The sequence below is a fragment of the Novosphingobium sp. TH158 genome, assembly GCF_002855555.1.
In the GTDB taxonomy this organism is placed as follows: domain Bacteria; phylum Pseudomonadota; class Alphaproteobacteria; order Sphingomonadales; family Sphingomonadaceae; genus Novosphingobium.
In genome coordinates this window covers 143,615-168,451 of record NZ_PKRT01000002.1, presented here as the reverse complement: position 1 = coordinate 168,451, position 24,837 = coordinate 143,615, and the positions used below count along the sequence as shown (strand labels likewise).

The following is a 24,837-nucleotide window of genomic DNA, read 5'->3' as shown; positions in this document are numbered from 1 at the left end:
TTGATGACAATCTGCCCTAGTGCGAGCGCGCTGAACAGGGGTTGAATGCAGGGCGTATCAGCCCCGGACAAGTCCCAGCGCTTCGTAGGTCCGTTCCAGCGTCGGCACGGCCAGCGCGCGGGCCTTCGCCGCACCTTGGTGCAGGATGGCATCGAGCGCAGCACGGTCCTGGCGAAGTTCGATGAAACGGGCGTTGATCGGGGCCAGCTTGCTCACCAGCAGGTCACCCAACGCGGGCTTGAACTTGCCAAAGCCTTCGCCGCCGAAGTCTGCCAGCACGGCATCGACAGTCATTCCCGAAAGCACGGCATAGATGCCCACGAGGTTCGCCGCCTCGGGCCGGCCCTCAAGCCCTGCCTTGTCGGAAGGAAGCGGCTCGGGATCGGTCTTGGCCTTCTTCACCTTCTGCATGATCGTATCGGCATCGTCCGTCAGGTTGATGCGGCTCATGTCGGAAGGATCCGACTTGCTCATCTTCGCCGAACCATCGCGCAGGCTCATGATCCGGGCCGCTTCGGGCGGGATGATCGGATCGGGCAGGGTGAAGACGGGGGCCTGCTCGGAAGCGAAGTCGTTGTTGAACTTCTGCGCGATGTCGCGCGCCAGTTCCAGGTGCTGCTTCTGGTCCTCGCCCACCGGCACGTGGGTGGCCTGGTACAGCAGCACGTCGGCCGCCTGCAGAACGGGATAGGTGAACAGCGCGATGGAGGCACCCTCGCGGTTCTTGCCCGCCTTGTCCTTCCACTGCGTCATGCGGTTCAGCCAGCCCATGCGGGCCGTGCCGTTCAGCAGCCACTGCAGCTCGGAATGCTGGGGCACCTGGGCCTGGTTGAACAGGATCGACCGATCGGGATCCACGCCGCAGGCCACCAGCGCTGCCACCATCTCGCGCGTGTTGGCGGCCAGTTCCGCAGGCACGTGCGGCATGGAAATGGCGTGAAGGTCAGCAAGGAAGAACAGGCACTGGCCGCCACCGGACGATACCTCGTCCTGCATCCGCACCCAGTTGCGGATCGCCCCCAGGTAATTGCCCAGGTGGAGATTGCCGGTTGGCTGGATGCCGGAGACGACACGCATGATTACTGAACCTCGATGATTTCGTTGTCTGACTTGGTGCGCTTGGAGCGGCGGCGCTTGAGCAGCTTGATCAGGTCTTCGTCAAGCGCGCCAACCATCCAGGCGACGCCGAAGAACACGACCAGTCCCAGCCCGACCAACGCGGAGAGCGACCACACGCGATCGATAACCGGGCCGCCATAACGGCTGGCCAGCATCGGCATGGCCCACCACAGCGCCGCACCCATGGCTGCAGTTGCGACCAGCTGGCGGGCGATCCGGCCGCCGAGCTTGGCGGTGAAGTGGAACCAGCCGCGCTTGTGCAGGATGGCATAGAGCAGCAGGCAGTTGAGGCTGGCAGAAGCCGCCGTCGCCGCCGCGAGGCCGACGATGCCATAGCGTTCGACGACGTAGATGTTCACTGCCACGTTGAAGATCAGCGAGGCGAGTGCCGTCCACACCGGGGTGCGCGTGTCCTCGCGGGCGAAGAAGCCGGGGTTGAGGATCTTGACGATGACATAGGCGGGCAGGCCGGCAACAAGGGCAACCACGATGTTGGCCATGATCGCTCCGTCATTGGCCGTGAACTTGCCGCCGACGAAAAAGGCCGTGCAGAATGCCGGTGCGCAGACTGCCAGTGCCACGGCAGCGGGCAGGGTCAGCAGGGTGGCGATCTCGAAGGCGTTCGATTGCAGGCGCTGCGCTTCCTTCGCATCACCGGTGTGAATGTGGCGCGAGAGCATCGGCAGGATCGCGGTGCCCAGCGCGATGCCGACAATGCCCAGCGGCATCTGGTTGAGCCGGTCCGCCAGCTTGAGCAGCGACAGCGATCCCTGCGGCAGGCTGGTGGCGAAGAAGGTGTCGACCAGCTGGCTGATCTGGTAAATGCCGGCGCCGAAAGTGGCGGGCAGGATCAGCGCGCCCATCTTGCGCACTTCGGGCGTCAGGCGCGGCATTGTGACCTTGAGGCGCACGCCTGCGCGGCGCGTTTCCCACCACAGGTAGAGAAATTGTGCCAGGCCCGAGAGCGAGACTGCCCCGGCCAGGCAATAGCCGACAACGGTATCGTCGATGCTGGTGCCGCGCAGGTGGTTGCCCAGCAGGATGCCGCTGATCAGGAAAATGTTGAGCAGCACCGGCGCAAATGCGCCCGGCCCGAAGCGCGAGCGCGCATTGAGCAGGCCGGATAGCATGGCGACCAGGCTGATGAAGAACAGGTAAGGGAAGGTGACCCGGCTGAGGAAGACCGAAAGTTCGAACTTCCCGGCTACGTTGGCATATTCGCGGGCCAGCAGCCAGACGATCCCCGGCATGAAGACCATGGCCAGCGCGCTGAAGGCAAACAGCACCCAGACGAAAACCGCGAGCACGTCGTCCGCGAACTTTTCGGCCGCTTCCTCGCTACCCGGCTTGCCGTCCGCACCGTGCAGGGCGCGGCTGTACATCGGCACGAAGGCAACGCTGAAGGCGCCTTCGGCAAACAGCCGGCGGAAGGTGTTCGGCAGGGTAAAGGCCAGCTGGAACGCGTCTGCCACCAGCCCCGCGCCGAGCACGCGGGCCAGCAGCATGTCGCGTGCGAAGCCGAAGACGCGGCTGATCGCCGTCAGCCCTCCGATCGTGCCGACGTTCCTGATCAGGCTCATGCTGCGACCCGCGGTTCAGCCGGGCGTCAGGCGTTGCCGGCCGGCTCGCCTTCAGCGGCGGACTGCGCTGCGGCAAGCTGCTGCGCGTAGAGCCCGTTGAAGTCGATCGGATCGAGCATCACCGGCGGGAAGCCCGCATCGCGCACGGCATCGGCGATGATGCGGCGGGCGAAGGGGAACAGGATGCGCGGCGCTTCGGCATAGGTGAAGGCGTGCATGGCCTCGGCCGGAAGGCCGCGCATGCCGATCAGGCCGCAGTAGGTCAGTTCGACGATGAAGGCCGTGCCGGCTTCGTGCTTCGAGGTGAGCTGGATGCGCAGCTTCACTTCGTGGATTTCGCCATCGACCTGGTCGGATTCGACGTTCAGCTGCACGTCAAGCTGCGGAGCGTCCTGCCACTGGTAAGCCGCCGGGGCATTCGGGTTCTCGACCGACAGGTCCTTCACATACTGCGAAATCACGCCTGCTGCGGGACCGGTGTCTTCGCCGTTGGGAGCGGGCGAATCGAGGTTGAGATCGGTGATGACGTTGCCTTCGTCGGCCATTTTCGACATGTTCCTGAAGCTAGATGGAAAGCTGTTGCGGCGCGCCTAGCACCCCGCAGGTGGCGCGGCAACCGTGCTTGCATGGACACACTGCGGCAGGCCTGCATCGCTTGGGCGCGAAAAGTTGCCCGAATATCGCCGCTCACTCGTTGTTCATTTGTCAACGATACCTATCTGGGTTTAGGAAACAGCAGTGTGGGGCATTCCCACGCATGGAGTGAAAGTCGCAACCGTGACCGAGATCGTCATCCTGGCCCTTATCGCAGCCTTCCTTGGCCTGCGCCTCTATTCGGTTCTCGGCCGCCGTGCCGAGCACGAGGAAGAGACGATTGCCGGTCGGTTCGACGCTGGTTCGCAAGCCCGCCCGTCAAACGTGGTGCCGATGCCCAAGCCGGCTGACCGGCTTGCTCCGCCGCAGGGTCGTGAACGCGAGATGCAGGGCGTGATGGCGCCGGCAGATCGCGCGCTGCGCGAGATCGCCGCCGTTGACCGCCGGTTCGACCTGCTCACCTTCCTTGCCGGTGCCGAAGGTGCCTATCGCATGATCCTCGAAGCCTATTGGCGCGGTGACAAGGAAGAGCTTTCGCACCTGTGCGACCGTGACGTCTACGAAGGCTTCTGCGCCGCCATTGATGCGCGCAATGCGGCGGGCGAAGTTCTCGACAACCGGCTGGTCCGCATCGAGGAAGCGGTCGTTGCCGAAGCCAGCTTCAATGCCCCGATGGCGCGCATCACCGTGCGCTTCCGCTCGGACATTGCCGCCGTCACCCGCGACGCCAGTGGCACTGTCATTGCCGGTTCGCTGACTGACGCGGTCGAGGCGATCGACGTGTGGACCTTCAGCCGCAACGTGAAGTCTGCCAGCCTGGACTGGCTGCTCGACGAAACCGACGAAGGCTGAGGTTCCGGTTATGGGGGGCTGGTTCAGGGGTGCCTTTGCACTCGCCGCACTTGCCAGCCTTTCCGCCTGCACCCTGATACCGCAAGCATCGCCGCCGCCGGGCTATCCGGCTGCGATCCCTAGCCCCGCAATTACGCCGGCTCCTGTGCCGCCGCCGCCTCCTGCCGCCACTGCCGCGCAACTCGGCGTGCGGCCCGGGCCTGCGATAGAAACACTGGCGCTGGGCAACGGACGGGCAAGCGCCGCGCTGCGCTCGTTCATCGAAAGCTGCCCCCGGCTGACCGCGCGAACGGACACCAGCGGGCTCACCCGGCCTTCCGACTGGGGCGAGGCTTGCCGCGCCGCGCCGGCATGGAGCGCGGCCGAGGCCCCGGCCTTTTTCGCCCGCCACTTCGAGACCGCGCAGGTAGGCGAGGGCAAGGCCTTTGCCACCGGCTATTACGAGCCGGAGATCGCCGGCACCCGCTCCGAACAGCCCGGCTTTACCGTTCCGGTCTACAAGCTGCCGCCTGATCTGGTGCGTGGCTGGCCTGATGAAATTCCCCTCGAACAGCGCACGGGCACACCGCCGCTTGGCCGGGTGAACGAGTTCGGCAAGTTCGTGCCTTACCATGATCGTGCAGCCATCGAAGACGGTGCGCTCAAGGGCAAGGGGCTGGAAATTGCCTATGCTGCCGACGCCATCGAGTTCTTCTTCCTGCAAATCCAGGGCTCCGGCCGCCTGATCGGTCCCGATGGCACGGTGATCCGCATTGGCTATGCCGGGCAGAATGGCCGCGATTATGTTGGCATCGGCTCGCTGATGCGCGAACGCGGGCTGATCGGCGGGCCGGGGCAATATCCAACCTCGATGCAGGGCCTGATGGCCTGGCTGCGCGAGAATCCCGAGGCCGGCAAGGCAATCATGCGGGAAAACCTTTCCTACATCTTCTTCCGCGAGATCACCGGGGATGGACCGCTCGGAGCGCTTGGCGTGCCGGTGCGCGGACAGTCCAGCGTGGCGGCAGATCCGGCCTTCACCCCGCTTGGTGCCCCCGTCTGGCTGGCGCTTGACCGGCCGGAGGCAAGCGGCCTGTGGGTGGCCCAGGATACCGGTGGCGCAATCAAGGGTGCCAACCGTTTCGATACGTTCTGGGGAGCCGGTCCTACCGCGCGGACAATCGCCGGCGGAATGACCGGCCGGGGCGAGGCCTTGCTGCTGCTCCCCAAGGGCACGCTTTCGCGGCTCGGAACCCAGTAAACGTGCGCCGTCCCCGCAAGTTGAGCGGCGAGGAAGCTGCGCTGTGGTCGCGCGTCGCGGCAACGGTGAAGCCGCTTCACGGCGCGCGCATGGCGATGGCCGATCTCGAGCTTGCAGCCAGCCCGGACCCGGCGATGCGCGCCGCGCGGACGAAGTCCGCTCAGGCTCCCGCCGCGCCGCAGCCGGTCGAGGCTCCGCGCCCTGGGGCAGAAGCGCCGCGCTCGCTGGTCCGCCATGGTCTTGATGCCACCTGGGATCGCAAGCTGTTGCGCGGAGTGGTTTCGCCCGATTTCACCATCGACCTGCATGGCCATTCGCTCGACGCGGCGTGGAGCCGGCTGGAGCATGGCCTGCACCTTGCCCACTCCCAGGGCGTGCGGATGGTGCTGGTGATAACCGGCCGGCCGCGCCCGGTCGATCGCGGGGCGGGGCACGGTCAGCGCGGGGTGATCCGCGCCAAGCTGCTCGACTGGCTGGCTCACGGTAGCCATGCGTCGAAGATCGCTGCCGTTCGTGGCGCCCATCCGCGCCACGGCGGTGCAGGTGCGGTCTATGTCGTGCTGCGGCGAAAGTAGCGCCGCTACTCGGTCAGCATGAACTGTTCCCAGCAGCCCTGATCGCCGGCTTCGGCATAGGTGCTGAGGTAGAGCGACCGGCCCGGCCAGCTCACCTTGAACACCCGGTTGACGAAACCGCCGCGCAGGCGGGGCGAGCGCAGCGGCTCGATCGCGGTCGGCTCACCCAGCCGGGCCAGGGTTTCGCGATAGTCCGCAAGCGTCGCCGGCGTGAAATAGTACCGGGCGTTTTCGGTGAACCGGGCCGGATCGATGGTGCCCTTCGCGAGTCCGGCGAGGACAGAGCGGGCATCCTCCGTGCGGGGTGTTTCGGCGAGGCTCGCCTGCGGGCCGCGCGGCAGGACAATCTCTGCCACCGCATCCGAGATCTTGTCCTGCGCTCCGCCGAAATCGCCGTTGGTCAGGACGGACACTGCCGCCCGGGCGTCCGGCCAGACCCGGTTGAGCGAGAGGAAGCCCACCGAAGCGCCGCCATGGTCGATCAGCGTTCGACCGCCCGAAGTGACCTTGAATACACCCAGGCCATAATTGCTTGTTGTGCCGCCTTTAAGGATCGCCGGGCGCTCCATCTCTTCCCAGTCTTCGGGCGGCAGCAGCTTGCGTTCGATCCGCGCGATATTCCACTTGGCCAGATCCTGGGCCGACATGGCGAGTTCGCCCGCCGCCCACAGCCAGCCGCGCGCCGGGGGCGTTGCCGGCCGCACCGGGCCAAGGGCAAAGCGGTTGTGCCCTTCAGGAAAGGCGGGGCCGGTGGTGGAATCGATCGGCACCGGATCAATCCCCAGCGGCTTGAATATCCGCTTCTCGAACTGATACCAAAGATGCGCCCCGCCGGCCTTTTCGGCGATCATCCCGGCCACGACATAACCGGTGTTGGAATATTGCCAGCGCGTGCCAGGTTCGTAGTCGAGTGGCTTCCTGCCCCAGCGCTCGACGATGTCGCGCGGCGAGACGGGCTTTTCCATCGCGGCAAAGGCAAAGTCCTGCGGCCAGTAATCCTGCAACCCGGAGGTGTGGTTGAGCAGCTGCCGCACGGTAATGCGATCGGCCCCGGTCACCTCGGGCAGCCACTTTGCCACCTTGTCGTCGAGGCTCAGCTTGCCCTCATCCTCGAGCATCAGCATCAGCGCGCCAAGGAACTGCTTCGAGATCGAGGCTACCTGGAACCGCATGTCCGCCCGTGCCACCGGCTGGCTGCGCGATGCTTTGCCCCAGGCCCGCGACAAGACGATGCGGCCGTCGCGCACCACGGAGACCTGCGCTGCGGGCACACCGGTTTCCGTCAGGACCTTGGTAACCGCCGCATCGATGCGCGCGGCCTCGTCCGGCGAAAGCTCTTGCGCGAAGGAGATTGCGGGAAGGGTGACTGCTGCAACGGCGATGACGGCCTTGGCCGCGAACAGGGACATCTTCATGGCCCCGCAGGTTAGCTCTGTCCGCCGATTAGTCCACACCCGAGCGTGTCTCACCATTGTCATGAAACCGTCATGCAACTAGCGCGTTTTGCGGATGGGAACGCGATTCGAACACTTCGTTTCGAGGGGAATTTTTCATGTTTGCTTGGTTCCAGAGGCTGCTGCCCAAGTCGGGTGACTTCTACGAACTGTTCGAGAGCCACGGTGCGACGATTGTCGAGGCTGCCAAGGCGCTCGATGCCCTGTCGCGCGGCGAGGGCGATGCCCACGCCCAGATCGCGACGATCCGCGACCGTGAACACGATGCGGACGATATCATCCGCAAGACGCTGCACGAGGTCCGCCAGACCTTTCTCGCACCGTTCGATCGCGGTGCCATCACTTCGCTGATCGGCGCGATGGACGATGTGATCGACGAGATGCAATCTGCCGCATCGGCCGTGGAACTGTACGAGTTCTCCGCCTTCGACGTGCAGATGCAGGAGATCGCCGGAATCGCTCTCACTGCCTCGAACATCATTGCCGAAGCACTGCCCCTGCTGCGCGATCTGGAGCGCAACGGCGATCGCCTGCACAAGCTGACCGGCGAGCTGGTCAGCCTGGAAGGCAAGGTGGACAACCTGCACGATGCCGGGATGAAGGCGCACTACATGAAGGCGCGCGACGGCGGCAAGACGCTGGACTTCATCGTTGCCCGCGAGATCTACAAGCACCTCGAACGCATCGCCGATGCCTTCGAGGACGTTGCCAACGAGATCGACAGCCTCGTCATCGACCACGCCTGAGAAGGCTCGCGAAGGAGAACGGCAATGCACGAGCTTGCCATGCCGCTGCTGATCGGCCTCGTCGCTCTGGCGCTGGCTTTCGATTTTCTCAACGGGCTGCACGATGCGGCCAATTCGATTGCCACGGTGGTTTCCACCCGCCTGCTTTCGCCGGTCATGGCCGTGGCATTTGCCGCGCTCGGCAACTTTGCCGCTTACTGGCTTGTCGGCCTCCACGTTGCCGAGACCATCGGCAAGGGGATCATCGATCCCAATACGGTCACTCCGGCTGTGGTTTTCGGCGCCTTGGTCGGGGCCATGTTCTGGAACGTGCTGACCTGGATCAAGGGCATCCCCTCATCGTCCAGTCACGCGCTGATCGGCGGCCTGCTTGGCGCCGGTATTGCCCATGGCGGTACCGAGGCGGTGGGCGGCCCGAAGACCATCGAGACCTTCCTGGCCATCTTCCTTTCGCCGACACTCGGCATGGTGATTGCCATGGCTCTGGTGCTGCTGACCTCGTGGATCTTCCGCGCGGTTCACCCGCGCAAGGCGGAGAACGTGTTCAAGGGCATGCACCTGTTCTCGTCTGCGGCCTATTCGATCAGCCATGGTGGCAACGATGCGCAGAAGACGATGGGGATCATCACCGTCCTGCTCTATTCGACCGGCCACCTTGGCGGCGAATTCCACGTGCCGGAATGGGTGGTGCTGAGCTGCTACGGCGCGATCGCACTGGGAACGCTCTCAGGCGGCTGGAAGATCATCAAGACCATGGGCACCAAGATCACCAAGCTGAACCACCACACGGGGTTCTGCGCTTCGACGGCAGGGTCCATCATCGTGTTCGGCGCTTCTTCGCTGGGCATTCCGATTTCCACCACCCATGCGATCACTGGCTCGGTCATCGGCACGGGCGTTGCCCGCCGTGCAAGCGCGGTGCGCTGGGGCGTGGCGGCAAATGTGGTCGCGGCCTGGTTCATCACCATCCCGATGAGCGGCTTGGTGGGCGCAGCGTTCTATCTCCTCACCCGCCTGTTCTGATCGGCAGGCTGGCTTCCAGCCGCCTGATAGCGAACAAAAAAATGGCCCGGACGTTGCCGTCCGGGCCTTTGAAAGTCTTTGGGAGAGGATGCCTGAAAGGCACGCTCCATATGAGTTGCGAATCGCAATGCTGCAAGTGCGAAAGCGGCATAAGCGATTGCGCATTTTGCAACTGGATAAGGAAAAATCCCCGCACGCTGCAACGGCTGGCGGGCGAAACGGCGGTCACGCGGCTCCGGCAATAGCTCCGAACAGGTCGTGCGCATCGGCGTCCTCGATCAGTACCTGGACGACATCTCCGGCTTCGAGGCCTTCGGGCACGTTGCGCAGGTAGACCGCGCCGTCGATTTCCGGGGCATCAGCCTGTGACCGGCCGGTCGCGCCGACATCGCCGTCTTCGTCGGGTTCACCCACTTCGTCGATGATGACCGGGATCGTGCGCCCGACCTTTGCGGCCAGCTTTGCTGCCGAAATGCGCTCGGTCACTTCCATGATCCGGGCATAGCGCTCTTCCTTCACCGCTTCGGGCACCGGATCGGGCAGGTCATTGGCCGAGGCACCTTCGACCGGTTCGAAGCGGAAGGCGCCGACGCGATCAAGCTGGGCCTGTTCCAGCCAGTCCAGCAGGTACTGGAAATCCTCTTCCGTTTCGCCGGGGAAGCCGACGACGAAGGACGAACGGATGGCGATATCCGGGCAGATCGCGCGCCACTGGGCGATCCGTTCCAGCACTTTCGCCTCGTTAGCCGGGCGCTTCATGGCCTTCAGCACCTTGGGGCTGGCGTGCTGGAAGGGAATGTCGAGGTAGGGGGTGATCAGGCCCTCGGCCATCAGCGGGATCACCGCATCGACGTGCGGATAGGGATAGACGTAGTGCAGCCGCACCCACGGCGGCGTGCCATCGGCGCAGCGCAGGGCGCCAAGCTCGCGGGCAAGGTCGGTCATGTGCGTGCGGACCGGCCGGCCTTTCCACTCGCGCTCCTCATGGCGCACATCGACGCCATAGGCAGAGGTATCCTGGCTGATCACCAGCAGTTCGCGCGTGCCGCCTGCCACCAGCTTTTCCGCCTCGCGCAGCACGGCGTCGATCCGGCGGCTGGCCAGCTTGCCGCGCAGCGAGGGGATGATGCAGAACGAACAGGCGTGATTGCAGCCTTCGGAGATCTTGAGATAGCTGTAATGGCGCGGGGTCAGCTTGACGTCGCCTTGCGGCACGAGGTCGATGAACGGCCCCTGCGCGGGGGGTGCAGCCTCGTGCACGGCCTCCACCACGGCTTCGTACTGGTGTGCGCCGGTTACGGCGAGGACCTGCGGAAACTTGGCCCTGATCGCTTCTGCCTCGTTCCCCATGCAGCCGGTCACGATGACGCGGCCGTTCTCGGCAATCGCCTCGCCAATTGCGGCAAGGCTTTCTTCCTTGGCGGAATCAAGGAAGCCGCAGGTGTTGACCAGCACCACGTCCGCCCCGGCATAATCGGGGCTCATGGCATAGCCGTCGGCGCGCAGCTTGGTGAGGATGCGCTCGGAATCGACGAGCGCCTTGGGACAGCCGAGGCTGACCATGCCGACGCGTTTCTGATCGGGAATCTTGGTGGTGGAGTTCGAGGCCATGGGCGCGGCCCCTACACCTTCGCGGCTCAATAGGCTACCATTGCCGCATTGCAGGAACGGGAGCGGGGCAATGGGAACGATTAACTGGCTGGCGGTAGTGCTTTCCGCCAACCTCGCCGTGGCTATCGGGCTGGTATGGTATGGCCCGCTGTTCGGCGGTGCCGCGCTGTTCGGCCGGGTGACGGGCGATGAACAGGGGCCTGCCCACAAAAGCCCGGTCGGCGGGATGCTGGGGGCGATCGTCCTGCAGGCGATTTCCGCGCTGATGCTCGCCCATGCCTTTGCCCGGATCGGTTCGGACACGCTGGCGGTGAAGCCCTGGCTTTACTGGATGCAGTCCGGCGGGGTGGCCCTGGCCTTCGTGGGGCCGGCGATCTTCATTTCCTATGCCCGTCACCGCATGCCCCTGCGCGAAGCGCTGGTCGATGCCGGTTTCTGGCTGGCGGTCTATATTGCCAGTGGCACCGTATTCTGGCTGCTCGCCTAGCGCTCCGGCAGCAGGAGTTCGGGATCGACCGGCAGGTTATAGCGCCGCACTTCGAAATGCAGTTCGGTGCGCGGGGTTTCGCCAGTGTTGCCAAGCAGGCCGACACGTTCGCCCGCCTTGGCCCGGTCTCCTTTTTTCACCGTCACCTTCTGCAACTTGGCATAGGCGCTGTGCCAGCCGTTGCCGTGGTCGATCACTACAAGGTTGCCCAGCTTGCGCGGTTCGAGACCGGCAAAGATGACCCGACCGGCGGCCACCGCGCGGACCGGGGAGCCGAGTTCACCGCCGATATCCAGGCCCGGATGGGCGTTCCGGCGCGAAGTCGGCACGAATCCGCGCAGCAGCTTGCCCGATGCAGGCCAGGCAAATGCCGGCCGGTTGGGCGCGGTTGCCAGCGTGGGGCGTGGGGCCTTGGTCGGCGCCAGTCCTTTGCTTGCAGGCACTGCCGGGCCAGCGGGCGGGGCATCGACCTTTGCCATCGTGGGAATTGCCAGCTTGGCCCCCGTAACGACCGGCTTTTTCGAATCGAGGCCGTTGGCCGTGGCGATGGCTTCCCAAGGCACGCCATATTGCAGGGCGATTTCGAAGCCGGTCTCGCCCGCCTTCACCGTGTGGCTGCGGCGGCGCGGAATGACGAGTTTCTGACCGGCCTTCAGCGCATAGGGGGCTTTGAGCCCGTTTGCCTCGATGATGAGGATGCGTGGCACCACGGCGCGCTGGGCGACCCCGCCCAAGGTCTCACCCGGCTTGACGACATGGACCGTCTCGGTCGCTGGATCGCTTTCCTGCGCCTGTACCAGCCCTGCGGGAATTGCCAGCAGCAGCGCAAGCGGCGCCAGCCGCCTCATGCAAGGCGTTCCCGCAGCAGGGCGAGCGAGGCTTCGTGCGTCAGGTCAAGCTGCAGCGGCGTCACGGCGACATAGCCGTCGGCGATCGCCTCAAGGTCGCTGTCATGCCCGCTGGTGTGCTCGATCCCGTGCAGGCCGAACCAGTAATAGCGATAGCCGCGCGGGTCCGTGCCTTCGACCACCGAACCGCGGGCATAATCGTGGAACCCCTGTCGCACCACGCGAATGCCTTTCACGTCATCCGCCGCAAGTGGCGGGAAGTTGACGTTAACCAAGGTACGCGGGGCGAAAGGCACGTCAATAAGGGATTTCAACAGTTTGCATCCCCAGGCCTCGGCCGCGTGGAATGGAACGGCATCGGCCATGCCCTCCTTCACGTAGACCTGGCTGAGCGCGACCGAGCGGATGCCCGCCAGCGCGCCTTCGATGGCCGCGGATACGGTGCCCGAATAGGTCACGTCATCGCCAAGGTTGGCCCCGCGGTTGACGCCGGAAAGCAGCAGGTCGGGCGGGCCGGGCAGCACCTTCTTGAGCGCCATGGTGACGGCATCGGTTGGCGTTCCGGTTACCGAAAAGCGCCGCTCGGCGTGCTTGTGCAGGCGGATCGGGCGGTTGAGCGTCAGGCTGTGCCCTGCGCCGGACTGCTCTTCCGAGGGGGCGCAGATCCACACGTCGTCGGAAAGCTGGCGCGCAATCCGTTCCAGCACGTTGAGGCCGGGGGCGTTGATGCCATCGTCGTTGGTCAGCAGGATGCGCATCACGGCACCAGCCGCGTCACGCCGCCCATGTAGGGTTGCAGCGCGGCGGGGACATCCACCGAGCCATCTTCCTGCTGGTAGTTTTCCAGCACCGCCACCAGCGTGCGCCCGACGGCGAGGCCCGATCCGTTAAGCGTATGGACGAATTCGGGCTTGGCCTTCTCACCGGCCGGCCGGTAACGGGCATCCATGCGCCGCGCCTGGAAATCGCCGCAGTTGGAGATGGAGCTGATCTCGCGGTACGCGCCCTGGCCCGGCAGCCAGACTTCAAGGTCGAAGGTCTTGCGGGCAGTGAAACCCATGTCGCCCGAGCACAGCAGCACCTTGCGATAGGGCAGTTCCAGCGCCTGCAGGATCGATTCGGCCGCCGCCGTCATCTTTTCGTGCTCGGCCTCGCTATCTTCGGGGCGGCAGATCGTGACCAGCTCGACCTTCTCGAACTGATGCTGGCGGATGTAACCGCGCGTGTCCTTGCCGGCGGCACCGGCCTCGGAACGGAAGCACGGGGTCAGCGCCGTCATGCGCAGGGGAAGGGCGCCATCGGGCAGGATCTGTTCGCGCACCGAATTGGTCAGGCTGACCTCGGCCGTGGGGATCAGCCAACGCCCGTCCGTCGTGCGGAACAGGTCTTCGGAGAACTTGGGCAGCTGGCCAGTGCCAAATGCGGCCTCGTCGCGCACCAGCAGTGGCGTGGCACATTCGGTATAGCCGTTCACCTGCGTCTGGTGGTCGAGCATGAACTGGCCGAGCGCGCGCTGCAGGCGGGCCATCTGGCCCTTGAGGAAGGTGAAACGGGCACCCGAAAGCAGGGCCCCGGTTTCGAAATCGAGCCCCAGCGCCGGGCCAAGATCGGCGTGTTCCTGCGGGGTGAAGGCAAAGCTGCGCGGAGTGCCCCAGCGGCTGACCTCGACGTTCTGGGTCTCGTCCTCGCCATCCGGCACCTCGGCGACGGGGATGTTGGGATGGCGGGCGAGGGCGTCCTGCAGGGCGGCGGACAGCTCGCGATCTTCCTGCTCCCATGCGGGCAGGGTATTTTTCAGCTCGGCAACCTCGGCCTTCAGGGCCTCGGCGGTGTCCTTGTCACCCTTGGCCATGGCCGCGCCAATGGCCTTCGAAGCCTCGTTGCGGCGGTTCTGCGCTTCCTGCATCTTCGTCGCGACTGCGCGGCGCGCAGTATCGAGCGCAAGGATGGCACTGGCCTGAGGCTCGACGCCGCGACGGGCAAGCCCGGCATCGAAAGCTTCGGGGTTTTCGCGGATCAGTCGGATATCGTGCATGGCGCTGCGCTATGCCGCCAGCGGCACCGCAGCGCAAGCACGGCTTCCCGGCCTCAGCGGCGCGGGCAGGTGTTCATGCCGATGATCGAATAGAGCGGGCAGGTGCTGAGGAACCCGGTTGCCAGCGGTATCAGGCCGAGCCAGCCCCAATTGCCGATGGGGGCGCCAACCTTGTCTCCGATGAAGACGAGGGCGATCAGCACCACACCGATCACGATACGCAGAACGCGGTCAATGCCGCCAACATTGGTCTTGAACATGGCTGGGTTCTCCTTCCAGAACGCCTGCGACCATCGGCCTAGGGGTAATCCCGTGCATTGATGCGAATCAAAAGCAGGAAGGGGAAGGAAGTGGTGGGCGCGACAGGGATTGAACCTGTGACCCCACCCGTGTGAAGGGTGTGCTCTACCGCTGAGCTACGCGCCCACTTCCATGAAGAAGCGCGCCCTTAGAGCGCCCCGCGCGAATTGACAAGCGGGCTTATCGCACTAGAGGCGCGGTTTATGACCGAAGAACAGAATTCCGCCCCTGCCGCCGGTGCTGGCGACGTTCCGCCCGATCGCCTTGCGATCAATCCGCGCAGCCCGCACTTCGATGCAGAAAAGTTGCAGCGCGGTGTCGGCATCCGCTTCAAGGGCGTGGTGCGCACGAATGTCGAAGAATATTGCATTTCCGAAGGCTGGGTGCGCGTGCAGGCAGGCAAGACGATGGACCGCAAGGGCCAGCCGCTGACGATCAAGCTCAACGGTCCGGTCGAGGCGTGGTACGAGGATCTTGGCGAGAACGCGCCTGTCGCCAAGGCCTGACGCTGTTTTCTAACCACATTTGTACATTCCCCGCGTTGTGACATGATGTTAGCCTGAGGGCGGACACGTATGCTTCAGTGGGGAATGGCAATTGGGGTTGATCAGGTGGTGCCTGGCGGCAATGGCCGGGCTGGCGCTTTGCGGTGCCGCGCAGGCACAATCCCCCGCTGAAATCACGGCGACATTCAACACGGCCAAGGCCGCGCTGGATCGCGGCGATTTTGCCACTGCCCTGGCAGGCTTCCAGAAGGGCTGCGATCTGGGCGATGGCGGTGCCTGCACCAACCTGGGTTTCCTCTATTACAACGGCCGCGGAACGCCGCGCGACGTGAGCCTTGCCATGGGGCTTTACCTCAAAGGCTGTAACAGCCGCTCCATGGCCGGGTGTTCCAACCTTGGCAGGATGTACAGCGAGGGCGTGGGTACGCCGGTCGACCTCGTGAAGGCGGCCGGCTATTTCCAGCAGGCCTGCACGGGCAGCCATATGCCGGGATGCGCCGAACTTGCATTTGCCTATGCCAACGGCCGGGGTGTGCCGACCGACCGGGCGCGGGCAGTCGCGCTCTACAGGCAGGCCTGCGACCGTGATCTGGCGCATGCCTGTGCCAATCTTGGCATCGCTTTGATGAATGGCATCGCCGTTCAGAAGGACCCGGCCGGGGCCGTGGCCATCTATCGCAAGGGCTGTGACATGGGCTCTGGGGCGAGCTGCACCAATCTTGGTGCGGCCTATGGAACGGGCATCGGTGTCAGCAAGGATCAGGTCCAGGCCGCGGCCCTGTACAAGCGGGGCTGCGATGGCAAGGATATGCTGGGCTGCGGCAACCTGGCAGACTATTATCTGAACGGTACCGGCGTGGTGAAGGACGTGGCGAAGGCCAATGCGCTTTACCGGCAGGCCTGCGAAGGAGGCCAAGCGGCTGCTTGCGTTGCCGTGGGCAATTCCGCCGAGTTCGGACGCGGACAGGCAATCGATCTTCCCGCCGCCGCCGCTGCATATCGCAAGGCCTGCGAGGGTTCCATCGGCAGGGCTTGCACGAACCTTGGCATCATGTTTTCGCAAGGCAGAGGCATGGCCAGGGATGATGCCAAGGCTGCCGAAGTCTATCGCAAGGCTTGCAGCCTGAAGGACAGCTGGGGCTGCACCAACCTTGGCGTAGCCTATGTCACCGGCAAGGGGGTCGCGGTGGATGCGGCGTCGGGAGCCAGCTTCTACAAGCAAGGCTGCGAGCTGGATGACATGCTGGGCTGCAACAATCTGGGCATGATGTATGATGACGGCAACGGCGTCCCCGTCGATCGGGCAAAGGCCATGGAACTGTACCGCAAGGCCTGCGACGGGAACAATCCGAACGGCTGCGCCAATCTGGGAGCCATCTATGAATCCGGGCGAGGCGTTGCCGCGAACAAGGCAACTGCGCTGAACCTCTACAAGAAGGCGATGCAGCTCAAGCCGAGCGACGCCCAGCGCCAGCGCATCGAAGCAGCGATTGCGCGGATAGGGGGCTAGGCCGGGGAAGGCGGGCCCGCTTACTTGCGGCGGGCGCGCAGGCTTTCGGCGATGATCGCGCCGATGGGATCTGCGGCATAGCGCGGATCGATCGGAGGCAGCTTCTGCTTCTTCGCCGGCGTGGAGGTGACTTCATCCAGCAGCGAAGGCTTGGGCTTGTCCTCGCGGTTGGAGAGCTTGTCCTTCTTGCCCGGCTTTTCGTTGTAAATGAAGCCGTGCACTGGCCAGGCCGTGCCGCCGATGTCCTGCAGGGGGGCAAACCAGACGCGGACCTTCGACCAGTCGTTATTCTCCGACACGTCGATGGCGCGCACGTCGTCCTCGATCTGCCCGCGCGCACCGTTGATCGGCGACCAGTTGGCATGACGGAGCAGCACGGTGCGCGAATCGATGATCCGGCTGACCGCGGCGACATGGCCCAGTTCCATGCGGCCATAAGGCTTGAAGGCCATGACCGCGCCGATCTTCGGCCGGTCTCCGCGGGCATACTTGCCGGCGGCCTGGTTCCACCAGGTATGGGCATCGCCATAGATCTGGACGCCCGAAACGGTCCGGGCATAGGGAACGCACTGCAGCATCATCAGTTGCAGCGCCGACATTCCCGCCGCACCGGCAATCGCCGTTTCAGTGCCCGCAGACTGGCCCATTGCGGGGGTTCCGCAAAGGGCAAGGGCTGGCAGCAGCAAGGAGGAAAGTGGGCGCTTCATGATCTCGCAGCAATGGTGAAAGCGACCGGTTAAGATCCGGATATCTACTTATGGTTACTGTCCGGTTTACGTCCCGTTACACACGAGTTTACATTTAGTTTACATTTAAGGCAAGTTGGGCCCGCAGGCAAAAAGCGGCAGCGCGCTTGCCTAATTGCTCGGGAAAGGCCACTTGGCCGGCATGGCGAAAGCGCAGGTCATCATCATCGGGCGTCCGAACGTCGGCAAATCGACGCTGTTCAACCGGCTTGTCGGCAAGAGGCTGGCGCTGGTCGACGACCAGCCGGGCGTCACGCGTGACCGCCGCTTCGGCGAGGCGAACCTGCTGGGGCTGGAATTTACCGTGGTCGATACGGCCGGCTGGGAGGACGAGGATCCCGACAGCCTGCCCGGCCGGATGCGCGCACAGACCGAGGTTTCGCTGCAGGGGGCCGATGTTGCCCTGTTCGTCTTCGATGCGCGAGCAGGGCTGACCCCGCTTGACGAGGAGATCGCCCGCTGGCTGCGCCAGTCCACCGTGCCGGTCGTGCTGGTGGGCAACAAGGCGGAAGGACGCGCGGCGGAACCGGGCCTGCTGGAAAGCTATTCGCTCGGCTTTGGTGAACCCATCGGCCTTTCCGCCGAACATGGCGAGGGCATGGCCGACCTGTTCCAGGCGCTGCTGCCGCATGTCGAGGGCAAGGAAGCGCAGGAAGACTACGACGAGGATGAAGAGGCCGCCGCCGGCCCGCTCAAGCTTGCCATCGTCGGACGACCGAACGCGGGCAAGTCGACGCTGATCAACGCCATGCTGCGCGAGGATCGCCTGCTGACCGGGCCCGAGGCCGGCATTACCCGCGATTCGATTGCGGTTGACTGGCAATGGACCGATCCGAAGACCGGCGAGACCCGGCCTGTCCGCCTGATCGACACGGCCGGTATGCGCAAGAAGGCGCGGGTGGTGGAAAAGCTGGAAAGGCTTGCCGTTGCCGATGCGCGCCACGCAGTGGACTTTGCCGAGGTTGTCGTGCTGCTGCTCGATGCCACCAAGGGGCTGGAACACCAGGACCTGAAGATCGCCTCGCTGGTGCTCGAAGAAGGCCGCGCGCTGATTATCGCGATCAACAAGTGGGACGTGGCTGAGGATGCGTCCGGCCTGTTCAACGGCATTCGCAACGCGCTGGACGAAGGGTTGGCGCAGGTGAAGGGCCTGCCGCTGCTCGCCGTGTCTGCCCGCACGGGCAAGGGGCTGGACGATCTGATCGCCGCCGCCTTCGAAATCCGTGAGGCATGGTCGAAGCGCGTGCCAACCGCGCTGCTCAATCGCTGGTTCGACGATGCGCTGGAAAAGAACCCGCCCCCGGCTCCCGGCGGCAAGCGGATCAAGCTGCGCTACATCACCCAGGCCAAGACCCGCCCGCCTGGCTTCGTGCTGTTCGGCACGCGGCTGGACGAGCTGCCGATGTCCTACCAGCGCTATCTGGTGAACGGCATCCGCCGCGACCTGGGGTTCGATTCGGTGCCGGTGCGGCTGACCCTGCGCAGCCCGAAGAATCCCTTCGCCAAGAACTGAGGGGCCGGCGACAGGCGCCAAGCCCCTCGCGTTCGGGGATCAGCTGCCGACAGCCTCGCTGTTGAGCTGCACGTAGTTCTGCAGGCCCATGCGCGCGATCATCTCGAACTGGGTCTCGATGAAGTCGACATGCTCTTCCTCGCTGTCGAGGATCGAGCGGAACAGGTCGCGGCTGACGTAGTCGCGCACGCTTTCGCAATGGGCGATGGCATCGCGCAGATCCGGGATGGCGTCCTGCTCCAGCGCGAGGTCCGCCTTGAGGATTTCCTCCACGTTCTCGCCAATGCGCAGCTTGCCGAGCGCCTGGAAGTTGGGCAGGCCTTCAAGGAACAGGATGCGCTCAGCAACCTGGTCGGCGTGCTTCATCTCGTCGATCGATTCGTGCCGTTCATGGTCGGCCAGTTTCTTGATGCCCCAGTTGTCGAGCATGCGGTAATGCAGCCAGTACTGGTTGACCGCGGTGAGTTCGTTGAACAGCACCTTGTTGAGGTATTCGATAACCTTGGCATCGCCCTTCATGGCGAAAACTCCCCAGTTTGACCGGCTTTGAATGGATCCGGATTCTACGTTCGGGCGTGGCTGGCGACAAGGGATTTCGGTTAGGAATCAAGATCTTTGCGAGGCACTCGCAATAAGCGCAAGCGGCGCGCCAAACCCTTGAACCGGTGGGATTATCAGAAAGGTGTGTAAACCGGAGGTTCGGTCAGTCCACGTTCCTCGATGAGGATTTTTGCCGCATCGTCGAGGCATGAGCCGCACTGGGGCGTGCAGCCGAGCGATTCGTAAACCGCGTCCACATCGCCGCTGCATATCTTTGCTGCGGCGCGCAGGTCCTTTTCGCGAATGGCGTTGCAGATGCAGATGTACATTGCCGTGAGCCTCGATTCGCGGATCAGCTTATTGCGAACCGCTCGCAAGAACAAGTGCCAACTCCGTACCTGCCTTCACGAGGCCAGCCTGCGCCATAACCGCTCGGCCGGCCCCTGACCGAACCGTGCGAGCCAGGGCTTGCTCCACCACAGCATGGCGATCCATCCGCCGAGCACGAATGCCCAGTGCCAGCGTTGCGGTACCGTGCCGATCAGGCCAAGGCCCCAGCCGTAGAAGATTGCGGTGAAGGCCAGCGAACAGGCGAGATAATTGCTCAGCGCGAGTTGCCCAACCGCGACGATGCGGCGGCCGAACCGGCCTTCGCCATGGCGTTCCCCCAGCAGCACGAGGAGGGCGGCGTAGCCCAGTGTCATCAGGAGGTGGGGCACCGCAGCCCAGTAGGCGAGCACGGCCTCCATGGTGATAGCTGCAAAGTCCGCCCTCGATGCCATGATGGCGAGCCCCAGCGTCACGATCGCCCCGCAGCCGATGCCCGCGACGGCCACGCGTCTCAGCATTCGAACTGGCCAGCCGCCGGTGAAGAATCCGCTGCGGTAGAGGGCCATGCCGATCAGCATCATCGGCAGGACTTCGCCGAGGCTCAAAAGCGCGGCGATCATCGGCAAGGCGGCATCCGGTCCGGCCTTGTGCGCCAGCAGGGGGAGGTATGCGCCCTGTTCGCGGGCCAGTTCGGCCCTGTTCATCGCCTCCTTGCGCGCTTTCAGCTCGGCGAGAGCTTTTGCTTCCGCCGGTGGCGAGACCCTCGCCTCAAAGCGGGCCTCGGCGAGGATCGGGGCGATGCTCGATGCCATGCCGGATCCATGCCATGCGCCAAAGGCCAGGAGGGCCGCCGGTACCATCGCCTTTACCGGCAAGTGCCGCAGCAGCAGCGCGAAGAACCCTGCAAGCGCGTAAGTGAACAGGATATCGCCCCACCAAAGCAGCAGGAAATGCAGGTAGCCGATCACCCCGAGCCAGATAAGCCGGCGCAGCTGCAGGCCATCGCCGCTGCGTCCGCGAGCTTCTGCACTTTCAAGGAACAGCATCATGCTGGCACCGAACAGCAGGCTCAGCAGGCCGCGCATCTTGCCTTCGAAGAGAACGAAGGTGGCAAGGAAGGCGAGGTGGTCACCGGCAGAGGCCGGACCGTTCCAGTCGGGCGTCAGGGTAGCAGCCATGGGGCCGGCGAAACCGGCCATGTTGACGGTCAGGATGCCCAGGATCGCAACGCCCCGGATAAGGTCGAGCGTGCGGATTCGCCCGGCCGACCTTGCAGGGGCATCGATCATCGGCGCATCAGTTCCGCACCGGGGCGCAGGCAAAGCCTGCCGCGGCAAGGCTGCGGCAGGCGGAACGGGCGCCGTCTTCGCTATAGCCGCCGGCCTGCAGCTTGGTCACCGCACCGGCACTGACATTGATGCGGCCATGCCCGGCAATCTCGGGCCGGCCCTTGATCCGGGCCCAGAGGGCATCGGCATTGGCCGCTACACCAAATGCGCCGAGCTGGATGCGCCAGCTGCCGGCGGCAGCCGTGGCGGCTGGTCGCGGTGCCGGGGCGGCGGAGTTCGTCGTCGCCGGTTTCGGTGCAGTGGCTGCGGGGAAGGGCTGGCCCTGCGGCAAGGAGACCGGCTTGGGCGCCGCTGCAACCGCCGGCGGAGGCGTGGCCGGGCGGGCATAGTCTGCCCCGGCAGAGCGCGGGCTGGACCCGGCGGCGACGCGTTCAGCCTCGGCCACGGCCTCTTCCGGTGTCGGCTGGCGACGGACCGGTGCTGCGGCGACCTGTGGCGGCGTTCTGGCAACGCCCGCAGGATTTTTCACGCCAAGGTCATCGGCGGCGAACTGGCGGTTGCGCGTCGCTTCGGCTTCTGCGGCGAGCTGCTGCGACAGGCTTACCGCCTGCTGGCGCTGGGCAAGGGGGATGTGCACGTCCATCTGCTGCAGCCCCGGCGTAGCCTGCGGCAGGCCTGCCTGCTGCGCCAGGCTCATCAGCGCATAGGCGCGGACCCAGTCCTTGTTCACCAGGTCGCCGTTGAAATGCATGATCGCCAACAGGTACTGCGCGCGCGGATCGCCGCGGCCGGATGCCGCCTTCACATAGGGCAGGGCCTGCCCGCGCTCACCGCGGTCGAACAGCAGCAGGCCGTAATTGTCCGAAGCTTCGATATGGCCCTGCGCCGCGGCCTTGCCGAAGTACAATTCCGCCTTCTTCAGGTCCTGGTTGACGCCCTTGCCCCATTTGTAGGCCTGGCCAAGGTTGAACTGGGCATCGGCATCGCCGCGTCCTGCCGGGCCTTCCCACTCCTTGATCGCAGCCGGAAAATCGCCTCGTGCCCAGGCATCGACACCGGCCTTCACATCGGCGCGGGCCACGCCGGCCAAGGCGAGACCGCCGAGCATCGCCCCGGCCAGCAACAAGCGCAGCTTCATATCTACCCCCTGAAGTCGCGGCGACCCCGCCGGCGTTAACCATGGCAAATTGCCACATGATTTCTATGCGCGATACCCCTTGCCAAGCAATGAACGCCCGACTCCGCCGCGAACAATTCCGTTCGGCGCATTAATACAAAATTAGGGAGGTTCTGTTCTTTTTACGCGCAATCGAATGGCTCCTTTCGTTCGGGGGGAATGAACTTTGCGCGTATTGGCACTGGCATCACAGAAGGGTGGATCGGGCAAGACGACCTTGTCCGGGCATCTAGCCGTGCAGGCGCAGCGCGCCGGCGCTGGCCCCGTTGTCCTGATCGACATCGACCCGCAGGGGTCTCTGGCTGACTGGTGGAACGAGCGCGAGGCGGAGTTTCCCGCCTTTGCCCAGACCACCGTTTCACGCCTTGCAGCCGATCTTCAGGTCCTGCGCCAGCAGGGCTTCAAGCTGGCCGTGATCGACACGCCGCCGGCGATTACCATGGCGATCCAGTCGGTGATCTCGGTTGCCGAACTGATCGTCGTCCCCACCCGTCCCAGTCCGCATGACCTGCGCGCTGTCGGCGCCACGGTCGATCTGTGCGAACGTGCCGGCAAGCCGCTGATCTTTGTGGTGAACGCGGCAACTCCCAAGGCCAAGATCACGTCGGAAGCTGCCGTCGCGCTGTCGCAGCACGGCACGGTCGCGCCGATCACGCTGCACCATCGCACAGACTATGCCGCCTCGATGATCGATGGCCGCACGGTGATGGAAGTCGATCCCATGGGCCGTTCGGCGATGGAGATCGCCGCGCTGTGGAACTACATCTACGACCGGCTGGAAAAGAACTTCCGCCGCACCGTCTTTGCGGCGCCCGCCCAGGTCGGCGGCGTTCAGGCAGCGCCCGGTTATGCTCGCCCGGTAGGTGGCTTCGGCCGCCGCGTAGCGGGGTCTTAAGGAGGCATGGCCTTGGAAAATTCCAAGCCCTCCGGCGGAAAGCCCCTGGCCTCGCTCTCGCCCACGCTGCTTGCCCGCAAGGGTGGCGCCAAGCCGGCCATGCGTCCGCACACCATGGCGATTCCCGCACCGGCCGACTTTTCCGCCGATTCGATCGATCACGAACTCGGCTGGAACGACATGGGCGAGCCTGCGCATGAAGCCCAGGTGGTTCCGATCAACCGCGAATCGGAAGTCCGCCGCCAGCAGGATCGCCTTGCCCGCGAATTCGCTCCGCGTTCCTCGCGAGAGCGTCGCTCGGCATTCGCCGAAGGCCGCAAGGCCGCCTTCACCCTGCGTCTCGACGAGGAGCGGCACCTGCGCCTGCGCCTTGCCTGCACGGCGCAGAACCTCAGCGCCCAGGCCGTGGTGACCCAGGCGCTCGACCAGTTTCTCTCCGATCATCCGGAACTCAGCGCCATTGCCGGCGAACTGCGCCGCAAGCGCAAGTGAATTTACCAAGGGGGTAAGAACCATGGCTTCCCGCATCAAGAAGACCCGCCTCAACCTGTTCGCCGGAGCCGTGATGGCCGTGGGCCTGCTTGCCGGCTGTGCCGCGCAGGGCATGACCGTACGTAACAATTCCGCCGAGGCGGCGCGCCTTGCGCTGAAGAGCGGCAAGGGCGAAAAGGCGGTTTCCAGCGCCGAAGCGGCGGTTGCCGCCAGCCCGCGCGATGCCTCGCTGCGCGTCCTTCTGGGCCAGTCCTATTTCAAGGCCGGCCGCTTCCAGTCTGCCGCCACGACCTTCGACGATGCGATGAAGCTGGGTGACAATTCGGCCCGCACCGCGCTGAGCCTTGCGCTTGCGCAGATCGGCGCCGGCCAGCAGCAGGCGGCACTTTCCGTGCTGGATGACTGGCGCGGCGAAATCCCCGCCAGCGACCTTGGCCTTGCGCTTGCCCTTGCCGGTGAGCCGGAACGCGGCGTTGCCGTGCTTGCCGATGCCCTGCGCAATGGCGAAAACACGCCGAAGATCCGCCAGAACCTTGCCTATGCCTATGCGCTGGCCGGTCGCTGGAAGGAGGCCCGCATCATGGCCTCGCAGGACGTGCCCGCCGACAAGCTTGACGTTCGCCTGACCGAATGGGCCAGCTCGGTCGCGCCGGAACTTTACCAGAAGCGTGTCGCCACGCTGCTCAACACCCCGATTCGCCGCGATGCCGGCCAGCCGGCCATGCTGGCGCTGGCCAACAATCCGGCGATGGAACAGGTCGCGGCAGAAACCACGGCCAACCCCGCCGCTCCGGTCGCTGCCGAAAAGGCCCCGGTGGTTGCAGTTGGCGGCGAACTGCCTGCCGCCGATGCCGCTCCGGCGCTGGCTGCGGCGCCCGCTCCGGTCGCGCCTCCGGTTGCAGCGCCGGTTGAGGCTGCTCCCGTGGAATTCGCGGCGGCGCCCGCTGCCCCGGCCCCGCGCTTTGTTTCCGAACCGGTCGTGCAGAACCTGGTGATCGCCCCTGCCCGTCAGGCCCGTGCCGTCGTTCAGAAGGCGGCCGGCACGCATCTCGTGCAGCTCGGCTCGTTCTCCAGCCCGCAGGGCGCGCGTCGCGCCTGGGGCATCTACAGTGCCCGCAACAGCGCGCTGTCGAACTATCACATGCAGATCACGCCCGCCGTGGTGCGCGGCAAGAACGTGTGGCGTGTCGCCGCAGCCGGCATTTCCGGTGCCGGTGCCGCGAACGGCCTGTGCTCGTCTGTCAAGAAGCGGGGCGGGGCGTGCTTTGCCTATGCTGCGCCGCGCGGCAAGTCGCCTTCGGCGCCCGGTCGCGATGCCAGCGGCCCGATGATGGCGAGGAAGCGTTAACCATCGCGTTTAACCGGCTGGCATCTT

26 protein-coding genes and 1 tRNA gene are annotated in these 24,837 nt (G+C 65.0%); 12 read left to right on the top strand and 15 right to left on the bottom strand.

Annotated elements, in window-relative coordinates:
* Positions 1-57 precede the first annotated feature (57 nt).
* From trpS to secB, 3 genes are read right to left on the bottom strand one after another with little or no spacing between them, the layout of a single operon-like run.
* On the bottom strand, positions 58-1,077 hold the full coding sequence (gene trpS / locus C0V78_RS13875; protein WP_101798513.1) for a tryptophan--tRNA ligase: 1,020 nt from the start codon (positions 1,075-1,077) through the stop codon (positions 58-60).
* Between the two features lie 2 nt (positions 1,078-1,079).
* On the bottom strand, positions 1,080-2,699 hold the full coding sequence (gene murJ, locus C0V78_RS13870; protein ID WP_101798512.1) for a murein biosynthesis integral membrane protein MurJ: 1,620 nt from the start codon (positions 2,697-2,699) through the stop codon (positions 1,080-1,082).
* A gap of 26 nt (positions 2,700-2,725) precedes the next feature.
* Complete coding sequence (gene secB / locus C0V78_RS13865) at positions 2,726-3,244, bottom strand: protein-export chaperone SecB (protein WP_101798511.1); 519 nt, start codon at positions 3,242-3,244, stop codon at positions 2,726-2,728.
* Between the two features lie 217 nt (positions 3,245-3,461).
* Between secB and C0V78_RS13860 the strand changes: the two genes are divergently transcribed.
* The 3 genes from C0V78_RS13860 to C0V78_RS13850 are packed head-to-tail and all read left to right on the top strand — an operon-like array spanning position 3,462 to position 5,960.
* Complete coding sequence (locus C0V78_RS13860; protein WP_254049954.1) at positions 3,462-4,145, top strand: Tim44/TimA family putative adaptor protein; 684 nt, start codon at positions 3,462-3,464, stop codon at positions 4,143-4,145.
* A 10-nt stretch (positions 4,146-4,155) separates the two neighbouring features.
* The gene (locus C0V78_RS13855; protein ID WP_101798510.1) at positions 4,156-5,385 is read left to right on the top strand and encodes a murein transglycosylase A; all 1,230 of its coding nucleotides are present in this window, start codon (positions 4,156-4,158) and stop codon (positions 5,383-5,385) included.
* A gap of 2 nt (positions 5,386-5,387) precedes the next feature.
* A complete protein-coding gene (locus C0V78_RS13850) occupies positions 5,388-5,960 on the top strand; it encodes a Smr/MutS family protein (RefSeq protein WP_101798509.1) in 573 nt (190 codons plus the stop codon).
* A 5-nt stretch (positions 5,961-5,965) separates the two neighbouring features.
* Here the strand turns inward: C0V78_RS13850 and C0V78_RS13845 are convergent, their stop codons facing one another.
* The gene (locus C0V78_RS13845; RefSeq protein ID WP_101798508.1) at positions 5,966-7,375 is read right to left on the bottom strand and encodes a serine hydrolase; all 1,410 of its coding nucleotides are present in this window, start codon (positions 7,373-7,375) and stop codon (positions 5,966-5,968) included.
* Between the two features lie 137 nt (positions 7,376-7,512).
* Here C0V78_RS13845 and C0V78_RS13840 point away from each other — a divergent pair, with 137 nt between their 5' ends.
* Both C0V78_RS13840 and C0V78_RS13835 read left to right on the top strand, forming a co-directional pair.
* Positions 7,513-8,160: a DUF47 domain-containing protein gene (locus C0V78_RS13840; RefSeq protein ID WP_101798507.1), complete on the top strand. Its 648-nt coding sequence runs from the start codon at positions 7,513-7,515 to the stop codon at positions 8,158-8,160.
* A gap of 24 nt (positions 8,161-8,184) precedes the next feature.
* The gene (locus C0V78_RS13835; protein ID WP_101798506.1) at positions 8,185-9,183 is read left to right on the top strand and encodes an inorganic phosphate transporter; all 999 of its coding nucleotides are present in this window, start codon (positions 8,185-8,187) and stop codon (positions 9,181-9,183) included.
* A gap of 225 nt (positions 9,184-9,408) precedes the next feature.
* On the opposite strand, the gene rimO is transcribed toward C0V78_RS13835, so the two are convergent.
* The gene (rimO, locus tag C0V78_RS13830; protein WP_101798505.1) at positions 9,409-10,794 is read right to left on the bottom strand and encodes a 30S ribosomal protein S12 methylthiotransferase RimO; all 1,386 of its coding nucleotides are present in this window, start codon (positions 10,792-10,794) and stop codon (positions 9,409-9,411) included.
* A gap of 70 nt (positions 10,795-10,864) precedes the next feature.
* Here rimO and C0V78_RS13825 point away from each other — a divergent pair, with 70 nt between their 5' ends.
* Positions 10,865-11,281, top strand: a complete 417-nt coding sequence (locus C0V78_RS13825) for a DUF1761 domain-containing protein (protein WP_101798504.1) — start codon at positions 10,865-10,867, stop codon at positions 11,279-11,281.
* Here the strand turns inward: C0V78_RS13825 and C0V78_RS13820 are convergent.
* From C0V78_RS13820 to C0V78_RS13800, 5 genes are all read right to left on the bottom strand, one after another.
* Positions 11,278-12,129 carry a M23 family metallopeptidase gene (locus C0V78_RS13820; protein WP_101798503.1) on the bottom strand — a complete coding sequence of 284 codons (852 nt, stop codon included), beginning with the start codon at positions 12,127-12,129 and terminating at the stop codon, positions 11,278-11,280. The genes C0V78_RS13825 and C0V78_RS13820 overlap by 4 nt on opposite strands.
* Complete coding sequence (gene surE, locus C0V78_RS13815) at positions 12,126-12,887, bottom strand: 5'/3'-nucleotidase SurE (protein ID WP_101798502.1); 762 nt, start codon at positions 12,885-12,887, stop codon at positions 12,126-12,128. Before surE ends, C0V78_RS13820 begins: the two co-directional genes overlap by 4 nt.
* Positions 12,887-14,164 (bottom strand): serine--tRNA ligase, encoded by a 1,278-nt coding sequence (gene serS / locus C0V78_RS13810; protein ID WP_101798501.1) that lies wholly within the window; start codon positions 14,162-14,164, stop codon positions 12,887-12,889. Before serS ends, surE begins: the two co-directional genes overlap by 1 nt.
* A gap of 53 nt (positions 14,165-14,217) precedes the next feature.
* Entirely contained in the window at positions 14,218-14,424 is a 207-nt protein-coding gene (locus C0V78_RS13805; RefSeq protein ID WP_101798500.1) for a DUF2892 domain-containing protein, read from the bottom strand.
* Positions 14,425-14,515: 91 nt separating this feature from the next.
* Positions 14,516-14,590, bottom strand: a tRNA-Val gene (locus C0V78_RS13800).
* 77 nt (positions 14,591-14,667) lie between these two features.
* On the opposite strand from C0V78_RS13800, the gene C0V78_RS13795 reads away from it, so the two are divergent.
* The gene (locus tag C0V78_RS13795) at positions 14,668-14,970 is read left to right on the top strand and encodes a DUF3297 family protein (protein WP_101798499.1); all 303 of its coding nucleotides are present in this window, start codon (positions 14,668-14,670) and stop codon (positions 14,968-14,970) included.
* 121 nt (positions 14,971-15,091) lie between these two features.
* Complete coding sequence (locus tag C0V78_RS13790; protein WP_101798498.1) at positions 15,092-16,480, top strand: tetratricopeptide repeat protein; 1,389 nt, start codon at positions 15,092-15,094, stop codon at positions 16,478-16,480.
* Between the two features lie 20 nt (positions 16,481-16,500).
* Here C0V78_RS13790 and C0V78_RS13785 read toward each other — a convergent pair whose 3' ends face one another.
* Positions 16,501-17,127, bottom strand: coding sequence for a CHAP domain-containing protein (locus tag C0V78_RS13785; RefSeq protein ID WP_254049953.1), 627 nt, complete (start codon positions 17,125-17,127; stop codon positions 16,501-16,503).
* Between the two features lie 241 nt (positions 17,128-17,368).
* On the opposite strand from C0V78_RS13785, the gene der reads away from it, so the two are divergent.
* Positions 17,369-18,739, top strand: a complete 1,371-nt coding sequence (der, locus tag C0V78_RS13780; RefSeq protein WP_101798496.1) for a ribosome biogenesis GTPase Der — start codon at positions 17,369-17,371, stop codon at positions 18,737-18,739.
* A gap of 39 nt (positions 18,740-18,778) precedes the next feature.
* On the opposite strand, the gene bfr is transcribed toward der, so the two are convergent.
* The 4 genes from bfr to C0V78_RS13760 all read right to left on the bottom strand — a co-directional run bounded on the left by bfr (position 18,779) and on the right by C0V78_RS13760 (position 22,036).
* Positions 18,779-19,258 (bottom strand): bacterioferritin, encoded by a 480-nt coding sequence (gene bfr, locus C0V78_RS13775; RefSeq protein ID WP_101798495.1) that lies wholly within the window; start codon positions 19,256-19,258, stop codon positions 18,779-18,781.
* A gap of 155 nt (positions 19,259-19,413) precedes the next feature.
* Positions 19,414-19,608 carry a bacterioferritin-associated ferredoxin gene (locus C0V78_RS13770; protein ID WP_101798494.1) on the bottom strand — a complete coding sequence of 65 codons (195 nt, stop codon included), beginning with the start codon at positions 19,606-19,608 and terminating at the stop codon, positions 19,414-19,416.
* Positions 19,609-19,683: 75 nt separating this feature from the next.
* Positions 19,684-20,898, bottom strand: coding sequence for a DUF418 domain-containing protein (locus C0V78_RS13765; protein ID WP_101798493.1), 1,215 nt, complete (start codon positions 20,896-20,898; stop codon positions 19,684-19,686).
* Positions 20,899-20,905: 7 nt separating this feature from the next.
* On the bottom strand, positions 20,906-22,036 hold the full coding sequence (locus tag C0V78_RS13760) for an SPOR domain-containing protein (protein WP_101798492.1): 1,131 nt from the start codon (positions 22,034-22,036) through the stop codon (positions 20,906-20,908).
* A gap of 205 nt (positions 22,037-22,241) precedes the next feature.
* Here C0V78_RS13760 and C0V78_RS13755 point away from each other — a divergent pair, with 205 nt between their 5' ends.
* From C0V78_RS13755 to C0V78_RS13745, 3 genes are read left to right on the top strand one after another with little or no spacing between them, the layout of a single operon-like run.
* Positions 22,242-22,970 carry a ParA family protein gene (locus C0V78_RS13755; RefSeq protein WP_101798491.1) on the top strand — a complete coding sequence of 243 codons (729 nt, stop codon included), beginning with the start codon at positions 22,242-22,244 and terminating at the stop codon, positions 22,968-22,970.
* Between the two features lie 12 nt (positions 22,971-22,982).
* Positions 22,983-23,462 carry a hypothetical protein gene (locus tag C0V78_RS13750; protein WP_254049952.1) on the top strand — a complete coding sequence of 160 codons (480 nt, stop codon included), beginning with the start codon at positions 22,983-22,985 and terminating at the stop codon, positions 23,460-23,462.
* Positions 23,463-23,484: 22 nt separating this feature from the next.
* Positions 23,485-24,810 (top strand): M48 family metallopeptidase, encoded by a 1,326-nt coding sequence (locus tag C0V78_RS13745; protein ID WP_101798489.1) that lies wholly within the window; start codon positions 23,485-23,487, stop codon positions 24,808-24,810.
* Positions 24,811-24,837: the final 27 nt, after the last annotated feature.

Bases quoted from the DNA above. Each gene is read 5' to 3' on its own strand.
- C0V78_RS13790 (WP_101798498.1), top strand. From the start codon at position 15,092: ATGGCCGGGCTGGCGCTTTGCGGTGCCGCGCAGGCACAATCCCCCGCT.
- der (WP_101798496.1), top strand. From the start codon at position 17,369: ATGGCGAAAGCGCAGGTCATCATCATCGGGCGTCCGAACGTCGGCAAA.
- rimO (WP_101798505.1), bottom strand. From the start codon at position 10,794: ATGGCCTCGAACTCCACCACCAAGATTCCCGATCAGAAACGCGTCGGC.
- serS (WP_101798501.1), bottom strand. From the start codon at position 14,164: ATGCACGATATCCGACTGATCCGCGAAAACCCCGAAGCTTTCGATGCC.
- secB (WP_101798511.1), bottom strand. From the start codon at position 3,244: ATGGCCGACGAAGGCAACGTCATCACCGATCTCAACCTCGATTCGCCC.
- C0V78_RS13845 (WP_101798508.1), bottom strand. From the start codon at position 7,375: ATGAAGATGTCCCTGTTCGCGGCCAAGGCCGTCATCGCCGTTGCAGCA.
- C0V78_RS13795 (WP_101798499.1), top strand. From the start codon at position 14,668: ATGACCGAAGAACAGAATTCCGCCCCTGCCGCCGGTGCTGGCGACGTT.
- C0V78_RS13805 (WP_101798500.1), bottom strand. From the start codon at position 14,424: ATGTTCAAGACCAATGTTGGCGGCATTGACCGCGTTCTGCGTATCGTG.
- C0V78_RS13855 (WP_101798510.1), top strand. From the start codon at position 4,156: ATGGGGGGCTGGTTCAGGGGTGCCTTTGCACTCGCCGCACTTGCCAGC.
- murJ (WP_101798512.1), bottom strand. From the start codon at position 2,699: ATGAGCCTGATCAGGAACGTCGGCACGATCGGAGGGCTGACGGCGATC.
- C0V78_RS13745 (WP_101798489.1), top strand. From the start codon at position 23,485: ATGGCTTCCCGCATCAAGAAGACCCGCCTCAACCTGTTCGCCGGAGCC.
- C0V78_RS13770 (WP_101798494.1), bottom strand. From the start codon at position 19,608: ATGTACATCTGCATCTGCAACGCCATTCGCGAAAAGGACCTGCGCGCC.
- C0V78_RS13820 (WP_101798503.1), bottom strand. From the start codon at position 12,129: ATGAGGCGGCTGGCGCCGCTTGCGCTGCTGCTGGCAATTCCCGCAGGG.
- C0V78_RS13765 (WP_101798493.1), bottom strand. From the start codon at position 20,898: ATGATCGATGCCCCTGCAAGGTCGGCCGGGCGAATCCGCACGCTCGAC.
- surE (WP_101798502.1), bottom strand. From the start codon at position 12,887: ATGCGCATCCTGCTGACCAACGACGATGGCATCAACGCCCCCGGCCTC.
- C0V78_RS13835 (WP_101798506.1), top strand. From the start codon at position 8,185: ATGCACGAGCTTGCCATGCCGCTGCTGATCGGCCTCGTCGCTCTGGCG.
- trpS (WP_101798513.1), bottom strand. From the start codon at position 1,077: ATGCGTGTCGTCTCCGGCATCCAGCCAACCGGCAATCTCCACCTGGGC.
- bfr (WP_101798495.1), bottom strand. From the start codon at position 19,258: ATGAAGGGCGATGCCAAGGTTATCGAATACCTCAACAAGGTGCTGTTC.
- C0V78_RS13760 (WP_101798492.1), bottom strand. From the start codon at position 22,036: ATGAAGCTGCGCTTGTTGCTGGCCGGGGCGATGCTCGGCGGTCTCGCC.
- C0V78_RS13785 (WP_254049953.1), bottom strand. From the start codon at position 17,127: ATGGGCCAGTCTGCGGGCACTGAAACGGCGATTGCCGGTGCGGCGGGA.
- C0V78_RS13825 (WP_101798504.1), top strand. From the start codon at position 10,865: ATGGGAACGATTAACTGGCTGGCGGTAGTGCTTTCCGCCAACCTCGCC.
- C0V78_RS13840 (WP_101798507.1), top strand. From the start codon at position 7,513: ATGTTTGCTTGGTTCCAGAGGCTGCTGCCCAAGTCGGGTGACTTCTAC.